This is a genomic window from Chrysiogenia bacterium (assembly GCA_020434085.1).
Classification (GTDB): domain Bacteria; phylum JAGRBM01; class JAGRBM01; order JAGRBM01; family JAGRBM01; genus JAGRBM01.
In genome coordinates, this window is record JAGRBM010000101.1 from 1 (window position 1) to 7123 (window position 7123).

Annotated in this window: 6 protein-coding genes; 3 read left to right on the forward strand and 3 right to left on the reverse strand. The window is 62.8% G+C overall.

Features of this window, described 5'->3' with window-relative positions; genetic code table 11:
- Positions 1 to 246: 246 nt before the first annotated feature.
- Positions 247 to 1197 (forward strand): acyltransferase family protein, encoded by a 951-nt coding sequence (locus KDH09_03430; GenBank protein ID MCB0218722.1) that lies wholly within the window; start codon positions 247 to 249, stop codon positions 1195 to 1197.
- Positions 1198 to 1433: 236 nt separating this feature from the next.
- On the opposite strand, the gene KDH09_03435 is transcribed toward KDH09_03430, so the two are convergent.
- Entirely contained in the window at positions 1434 to 2219 is a 786-nt protein-coding gene (locus KDH09_03435; GenBank protein ID MCB0218723.1) for an ankyrin repeat domain-containing protein, read from the reverse strand.
- Entirely contained in the window at positions 2219 to 2758 is a 540-nt protein-coding gene (locus tag KDH09_03440) for a DNA-3-methyladenine glycosylase I (GenBank protein ID MCB0218724.1), read from the reverse strand. Before KDH09_03440 ends, KDH09_03435 begins: the two co-directional genes overlap by 1 nt.
- 133 nt (positions 2759 to 2891) lie before the next feature.
- Between KDH09_03440 and KDH09_03445 the strand changes: the two genes are divergently transcribed.
- Together KDH09_03445 and KDH09_03450 are read left to right on the forward strand one after the other, a co-directional pair.
- Positions 2892 to 3926 carry a DUF1207 domain-containing protein gene (locus KDH09_03445; GenBank protein ID MCB0218725.1) on the forward strand — a complete coding sequence of 345 codons (1035 nt, stop codon included), beginning with the start codon at positions 2892 to 2894 and terminating at the stop codon, positions 3924 to 3926.
- A gap of 45 nt (positions 3927 to 3971) precedes the next feature.
- Positions 3972 to 5804, forward strand: a complete 1833-nt coding sequence (locus KDH09_03450) for a phospholipid carrier-dependent glycosyltransferase (protein MCB0218726.1) — start codon at positions 3972 to 3974, stop codon at positions 5802 to 5804.
- 13 nt (positions 5805 to 5817) lie between these two features.
- Here KDH09_03450 and KDH09_03455 read toward each other — a convergent pair whose 3' ends face one another.
- Positions 5818 to 7107, reverse strand: a complete 1290-nt coding sequence (locus KDH09_03455) for a phosphotransferase (protein ID MCB0218727.1) — start codon at positions 7105 to 7107, stop codon at positions 5818 to 5820.
- Between the last annotated feature and the right edge of the window lie 16 nt (positions 7108 to 7123).

Below are 7123 nucleotides of genomic sequence, written 5' to 3' on the forward strand. Positions count from 1 at the left end.
TCGCCCGAGAACATGAAATCGGCCTGAGAGTGCCACATTTTGCCGTTTCCGACCGACCGGTCCGTCGTTGACGGGCCGGAGTGAACCGTGGTAACAAACTGGATGCAGCGGGCGCGCGCCTGCCCGGCCGGCTTGGAGCCCCTCGGGGCGACGGGACCGGCAGACGGACGGCGCGCAGGCCCGAAGAAAAATCCACTCTCTTTCCGCGTTGTCGGGATGAGCTTCACTCTTGGAGGAGGAAGCATCATGTCTCTCGAGCAAGCATTTCCCCAGCTATACGGCAAAAAGCACGGCTACATTCGTCGCCTCGACGTGAAGGCCTTTGAGCGGCACATGAAGTCGTTCAACTTCATGGACCGGTATCACCGCGTCAGTTTCGAAGGCCTGGAAAACGTGCCCGAAAAGGGCGGCGCCCTCATCGTCGGCAACCACGGCCCCGGCGGATTCGACGCGCCGTTTGTCGTCAAGCACATCTACGAAGAGCGCGGCCGCGTCGTGCGTGCCATGGCCGACCGCGCCGTGTTCAAGCTGCCCGTCTATCGCTACTTCGCCCAGCAGATGGGCATTGTCGAGGGCAATCGCCAGCAGGCCATCGAGATGCTCAGCGATGGCAACCTGATGAGCGTCTACCCCGGCGGCATTCGCGAGACCATCAAGCGCCCCGACCAGAAGTACGAAGTCCGCCCGTTCTGGGGCAAGGCCGACGGATTCGTGAAGGTCGCGCTGCAGGCGGGCGTTCCCATCATTCCGGTCGCCTGCATCGGCATCGACGACATCGCGATCCAGATCCGCACCGCCGAGCAGATGAAGGACTCCTGGTTCATGCGTCGCTGGCAGCAGGAGATGGGCTCCGACAAGTATTCCACCCCGATGTGGATGGGCCTTGGGCCGGGCATGCCGCTTCCGGTCAAGCTCTCCTACTACATGGGCTGGCCGGTCCACACGGGCCACGGCCCCGAGGCCGCCGACAATCCCGAGATCGTCGCCGAGATCAAGGAGCGCGTGATCGTCGAGCTCGAAAAGCTCATCGAACACGGCCTTGCCGAGCGCGAGCGCGGGCGCCAGCGCACCATGCGCGCCTTCGGCATGGGCGGCCGCCGCCTGATCAAGGCCGCCCAGCGCATGGGCCAGAGCGCCCAGGCCGCCGTCGTCCAGATCCAACGCGCCGCCGAGCAGCAGCGCAAAACCGCAGCCTGATTTCTCTCATTTACGTGAGGGTGAAGAAAAGCCCGCCCCCTGATGGGGCGGGCTTTTTGTTTGCCACGGAGAACTCAGAGTTCACGGAGAGAAGACAAGAGAAATTAACCACAGATGCACACAGATAAACACGGATCAAGACAATCCAGAAGTTCCTTCTCTATCTGTGTTCATCCGTGTGTATCTGTGGTTTTAAATTCTGCTCCGTGAACTCTGTGTCCTCTGTGGCAAGTTTCTTATTTCTTCTCTGCCAGCGCTCGAAGGTAGTCGGCGAGTTCGTAGTGACCCGCCGCAGCAGCGCTTTCTGCAGCGGTCCATCCGTCGTGCACTTGTGCAGGATCGGCGCCATGCCTAAGCAGCAGGTCCACGCCTTTGCGGTCCCCGTTGTATGCAGCGGCCATGAGTGGCGACTCAGAATCGCACTCAGCCGGGCCGTTGGCAGGTGCGCCCGAGTCGAGCAAATACTCCATGGCCTTGTGGGCCTCGTTGAGGCTGGCTGCGTAGAGGGCGTTGTTCTCACAGGCGCTCAGATTCAGCAGTCCGTACTCGCGAAGCAGTGCAATCATTGGAACGTCATCGCCATAAGCCGCGACGGCAATCTGCATCGAGATATCAGGGATCGGCGCTGCCGATTCCTCTTTGAGTGCATCCAGCACGACTCGCGCAAGTTCGGTATCGTGCGAACTCACCGCAGAGGCGAACTCTTTCTGCCCGATTGCAGCACCGGACGCGATGAGCAGGCGCACCATTTCCAGATCCTCGCGCCAGATTGCGAACTCCAGGTGAGAGGCATACTTGCTCCGCCCCGAAGGATCGGCACCTTCGGCAATTTGCCGTCGCGCAAGTGCAAGATCACCCGCTGCCACCGCGCCAAAGAGAACGGGGTCACTGGCCTCCCAGGCCTCTCCAACAACGTAGGCTCTTCCCATGCGCATTTCTTCGGGCGTGCAGACTCGATTTTCCTGTTTCTGCGTGCAGCCCGCAAAAGCGAGAAGACTTAGCGCCAGTAGTATCGTCTTCATCACCCCTCCCGCATCCACGGCGGCTTCTTCTTCTCGATCTTCGCATGCACGGGGCAGCTCTCCGCGTGGGCGCCGGGGAGGTAACCGGTGCTCATCAGGAATTCGCCGGTGATTTCGCCGCCGGTGAATTTGAAGGTCTTCTTGAAGAGTTTCACCCACTCGTCCTTCGTAAGCGGGTGGTGGTGGTCAAGCCACTTCTTGAAGGATCCATATTCATCCTGCAACGCCTCGATGCGCCGGGCGTTTTCGATGGTGGCCTCGACTTTCAGGCGGTTGCGGATGATTCCGGCATCGCTGAGCAGCCGCTTCTTCTCGCGCGCGCCGTAGCGGGCGACGGTGGCGATGTCGAAACCGTCGAAGGCGGCGCGGAAGTTGTCCTTCTTCTTGAGAATCGTCAGCCAGGACAGCCCCGCCTGGTTGATCTCCAGAATCAGGCGCTCGAAGAGCCGGTTGTCGTCGCGTAGCGGAAACCCGTACTCGCGGTCGTGGTAGGGCCCGTGGAAGGGATGGCCGGGGGCGAAGTCGCAATAGCTGGACATGAAGAGTTCCTCGAAGTGCTTTCGATCTTAATCAATTTTTCATAAATCGCGCAGCGGCCCCCTCGCATCGAATGGGGGACGAACGGGAAGCACAAGATCAGCAGGACGGGTTCAGGGGAAAAGGAGAACTTCCATGAACCGGCACCTGCTGCACCTTTTTGTTGCCCTGTTTTCTGCGATCTTCGCGCCCGCGCTCGCACGCGCGTCCGCCATCTCCGATGAGCCCCGCATCGAGGCCTGCTCCCTCGAAGAAGAAGCCGACCCCGTGGGCGATCCCGCCTTCTGGGCGCTTCCTGCGTGGGTCGTCTCCGAGGACGCCTGCGGTCCCGAGCCCGGCGAGGAAGAGGGCATTACCCTCTTCCAGAGCGGCAACCTCTTCGACACGGTACTGGCCAACCCGCGTGAGGTGCGTGCCGAGGCCGCGGTCGGACGTCTTTCAGGCAGCCCGACGCTGAGCCGCCTGGCGGGTTCCCATGACTTCTACAACATCGTCGTGTGGATGGGCGGGGATTTTCCGCTGGTTCGACGCGTCAATCACGAGCGCGAGGACGGTCGCATCGACGGCCACCAGATCGGCATCATGCCCATGGCCACGGTGCTGCTCTCTTTCTCGGGCGACTTCGGCGGGGACCTGGTTAACGCCGACTTCAACGGCGGGCTCTACCACAGCTATCGCAAGGGGCCGCTCTCGCTGCGCACGCGCTTCTACCACGAGAGCACGCACCTGGGAGACGAGTTCATCCAGATCACGAACTTCAATCCCAACAACCGCATCAACCTGAGCTTCGAGGCGCTCGAGTTTCTGGCATCCTACGACCTGTGGGACGGGCGGGTGCGCGTCTACGGCGGTCCGGAGTTCAAGGTGCGCGTCGAACCCTCGGCGGTAAAGCGCTGGGAGGGACACGTGGGCATGGAATGGCGCCCCGACCTGAACATCTTCGTGCTGGCCCACCCGGTGATCGGCGTGGATGTCAATCCCCAGCAGACCCACGACGGAAAGCCCACCACCGCGGTCGTCGCCGGGCTGGAGATCGGCAAGCGCCGCCACCACCGTCCGCGGGTGAAGTTGCTGGCGCGTTACCTGCACGGACCCTCGCCCTACGGGCAGTTCCGCATCACCGACCCCAGCGTGGACGAGTTCCTGGTCTCCTTCCGCTGGTCGCAATAGGCAGAGACTGGATTCCCGCCGGTGACTCGCTAAGCTGCTCTCGTCATGGACGAGACAAGTGCAGCACCCCGCGACCTCGCGCGCACCCGCCTGCTGTGGCTGGCCGGGCTGTGCGCGGTGGTTTTTGCGACGCAGGGCTATCGCTTTGCGAGCATCAAGTCCATGACCTGGGACGAGCCCGCCTACCTGATGACGGGCTACCAGCACCTGGTGGACGGCGACTTCCACTACATGCCCGAGCACCCGCCCCTGCTCAAGGAATACCTGGCGCTGCCCAATGCACTGGCGGAGGTCCGCGGCGCCGAGCGCATCGACCGGCGGCTCGACCAGTGGGATTCCTCGGCCATCTTTCTGGCGCGGGCCGTCGCCAACCCGCGCGGTTTCATTTTGCGCGCGCGGCTTGCCAACGTGGCGCTGGGCGTCGGACTGATCTTTCTGCTCGGGTGGTGGGCCTACCGGTTGTGGGGAGTTCCCGCCGGCGCATTGGCGCTGCTCATTGGCACCTTTGAGCCCAACCTCATCGCCAATTCCTCGCTCGTTACGATCGATACCGGCGTCACGCTGGCCCTCGTGGGGGCGACCTATTTGCTCTGGGAGCTCCTGCAAAAACCCACGCTGCCGCTGGTGATCGCCTTCGGCGCGGTCATCGGTGCCGGGCTGGTCACGAAGTTTTCCACCACGTTTCTGCTCATCGGCGTGCTCGGTCCCGTCACCTGCATTCACTGGTGGCTCCAGCGCGGCGAGCAGCAGGGTGAGCCCGAAGAGTCCATCTGGCACGACTGGCGCACGTGGCTGGTTCTCGCCATCGCCATCGCGTTGCCGGTTCTGCTGAGTTACCGCTTCGTGCATCTGGCAAAGTATTTCGAGGGCTTCGCCTACCAGCTCCGTCGCCGCGGCACGCGGAACGAAGCGATTCTCTTCGGCGAGATCAGGCAGAGCGGATTCTGGGACTACTTCATCTTCTGCCTGCTGCTCAAAGTCCCGCTGGGCATCTGGGCGCTCTTCATTGCATCGGTCGCTTTCTTCAGGCGCCGGCCGCGCTGGAGCCTCGTGGACTTCTGCCTCATCGTCGTGCCGGCGGCGAGCATCACGCTGGCCATGACGCTCTCCTGGGTGGACCGCGGCGTGCGCTACGTGCTGCCGTCTCTTGTGTTCATGATTCTTGCCGGTTCGCGCGTGGGCGCGATTGCATGGGAAAGTAGAAACCGCGCGCTGGCGGCGTTCACCGGCGCCATGGCCCTGTGGTCGGTGTGGGCCGGCGCGTCCGTTGCGCCCCATTACCTGGCCTACTTCAACGAGATCGCCGGCGGCCCCGAGAAGGGCCCGCGCTACTTCGTGGATTCCAACATCGACTGGGGACAGGATTTGAAGCAGGCGGGCGCCTTTCTCGCCGCGCTTCCCTACCAGCCCGCACTCTTTGCCGCCGATGTTTTCGGCAACCCGCAGATCCGCGGCTTCTACCTGCACGCGCGTCCCTGGACGGAGATCGCGGGAATGCCGCGCGTGAAGAATGTGCCGGTTCCGCCGCTTGCGGCGCCCGACCTCGTATGGGTTTCCGGCACGACCTACTACGGCTCGGGCAACGGGATCGGCACGCTCTTTCGGGACCGCCCCGCGCAGCGCCAGTTCGGGCACTCGGTCTTTCTCTACGACATCTCGCGCTCGCCCGCCGACTACGCCGCCATCGCCAATCACTACCTGAGCTTCGGCACCCGCGAGAAGAACATCGACCCGCGCCGCAGCGCGCTGGCCGTCCTCCAGCGCTGCAACGCGCGCTTTCCAGAGGATGCCGTGTGCAGGGGGATGCTGATTGCGCACATGAAGCGGCTGGGGATTGCGCCGGGGCTGGAACACGACCCGGAACCGGCCGGGCCGTAATCGAGCGCGCTTCTCAGTCGGCGCGCAGGATTTTTCCCGAGTAGTAGTCTTCCCGGAATTGCTGGACGAGTGAGACATCGACGTCGAGCGCCCTGGCCAGTCCGACCGGGTCGCCCAATACATCCGCCATCGCCCCGTCGAGTTTTTCCTTCCACGAGTGCATGTCCTCGTCGGAATTGCCCTGCGTCTGCCCAACACCGCCGAACCGGGAGATGAGCCAGGAAAAGATCTGGATGCAGAGCATGCCGATCCGGTGCAGTTCCATCGCGCTCTCGAAAGACGGGACGTCGGTGATCTGCGGGTTCTCCCTGAGTGCGTCCAGGTAGCGGCGAATGAAGGCCTCTTCGTGCCTGCGGCGGTCATCGGGCGTGAAGCTGACGGTCATGCAGTAGGTGATGTCCCACAGGTAGAACGTGATCGAGTTGACCTCCCAGTCGGTCAGGATCACTTCCGAGTAATCCGAGCTGAACAGGCAATTGCCCATGCGGCAGTCACCATGGCTGATCGTCACCGGCTCCCTGGCCGTGCGCTTCTGAATGGCTTTCCAGATTTCCTGGAACGAACTCGAAGCCCGCCGGGCATAGAACTGAACGCCCGGATCGAGCCAGTCCACGCCGCTTCTTTCGAGAAACTTGCCGAGAACCTTCGGCGGCATGCCTCGCAATTGCCAGGTCCTTCGGTGCAGGTCCGTGGCGCTGTCGAGGATGCGCTCCACCATCCGGGCATCGGCGTCCATCCAGTCGGGCCGGCTGTGGAACCGGTCCATGTCGACGCACTCCTGAATGAGGATGGAGCGCTCGAAGGGCCGCGACCATGCGGCGAACAGGTTCTTCGGCGCCGCGAAGCCCAGCTTCTCGCGACCGCCCGCCTGCCGCGCAAGCTCGGGCAGAATGACGTTGTGAAAGGCGACTTCCTTGTTGTCGGTGGATGCCGCGGCGAGCAGTGCCTTGAAATAGAGCTTGTACTGGCGCGCCGAGGGGAGCTTTACGAACACCCGCAGCTCCTCGCGCTGAGAGCCCGGCGTCGAATAAACAATGTCGATGCGCGCGACGTTCTTGTCGGGTTCGGTGTCCGCGCCGCCGCAATGCTCACACGAAATGCAGCGCGCGCTGGCCGGGATCACGCCTTCGCGCTGCAACAAGCGGAACACGCGATCGGGTGGGGCAAAGAGCTCGGTGAGATTGCGCGGAAAGCCGAGAAAAGGATTGCCCGAACGAAAGACGTAGCGATCGATCGCCAGCAGATCAAAGAAAAGCGGCCCCAGGGTGATGACTCTCGTGAGCGCAAGGAACCTGCTGTCCATCTGCTTTCACCCTCAA

Bases quoted from the DNA above. Each gene is read 5' to 3' on its own strand.
- KDH09_03430 (MCB0218722.1), top strand. From the start codon at position 247: ATGTCTCTCGAGCAAGCATTTCCCCAGCTATACGGCAAAAAGCACGGC.
- KDH09_03435 (MCB0218723.1), bottom strand. From the start codon at position 2,219: ATGAAGACGATACTACTGGCGCTAAGTCTTCTCGCTTTTGCGGGCTGC.
- KDH09_03440 (MCB0218724.1), bottom strand. From the start codon at position 2,758: ATGTCCAGCTATTGCGACTTCGCCCCCGGCCATCCCTTCCACGGGCCC.
- KDH09_03445 (MCB0218725.1), top strand. From the start codon at position 2,892: ATGAACCGGCACCTGCTGCACCTTTTTGTTGCCCTGTTTTCTGCGATC.
- KDH09_03450 (MCB0218726.1), top strand. From the start codon at position 3,972: ATGGACGAGACAAGTGCAGCACCCCGCGACCTCGCGCGCACCCGCCTG.
- KDH09_03455 (MCB0218727.1), bottom strand. From the start codon at position 7,107: ATGGACAGCAGGTTCCTTGCGCTCACGAGAGTCATCACCCTGGGGCCG.